Origin of the sequence: Methylobacterium sp. CCH5-D2 (assembly GCF_001556475.1) — a bacterium.
In the GTDB taxonomy this organism is placed as follows: Bacteria; Pseudomonadota; Alphaproteobacteria; order Rhizobiales; family Beijerinckiaceae; genus Methylobacterium; species Methylobacterium hispanicum.
Genome location: NZ_LSIX01001067.1, coordinates 1 through 334 on the forward strand (window position 1 = coordinate 1; position 334 = coordinate 334).

1 pseudogene is annotated in these 334 nt (G+C 71.6%); it reads left to right on the forward strand.

Annotation, left to right across the window (positions count from 1 at the left end):
• Window positions 1–107 precede the first annotated feature (107 nt).
• A pseudogene (locus AX737_RS28900) lies at window positions 108–334 on the forward strand (RND transporter); the annotation flags it as partial.

A 334-nucleotide genomic window follows, 5' to 3' on the forward strand; every position in this document is an offset into this window, starting at 1 on the left:
GCCCCCACGAACCCTCGCGTGAAGTAGGGCGCGCCTGAGGCGCGCGACGCCCGGAATGCGCCCGCTATCGGCGCCGTCCGGACTTCCCGACGCGAGGATTCCTATTCATGTCGACCCGTTTTGCCGCCGCCTATGGCGTGGTGGCGCTGCTTGCTGCCGTCCTAACGGGGCCTGCGCTTGCCCACGAGGGCCACGACCACGGCGCCGTGCCGCCGCCCCTCTCGAAGACCATCGCGCCGCGCGGCGAGGCGCTTTCGGACGCCTTCGAACTCGTCGCCGTCCCGCGCGACGGCACCCTGACGCTGTTCCTCGACCGCTTCCGGACGAACGAGCC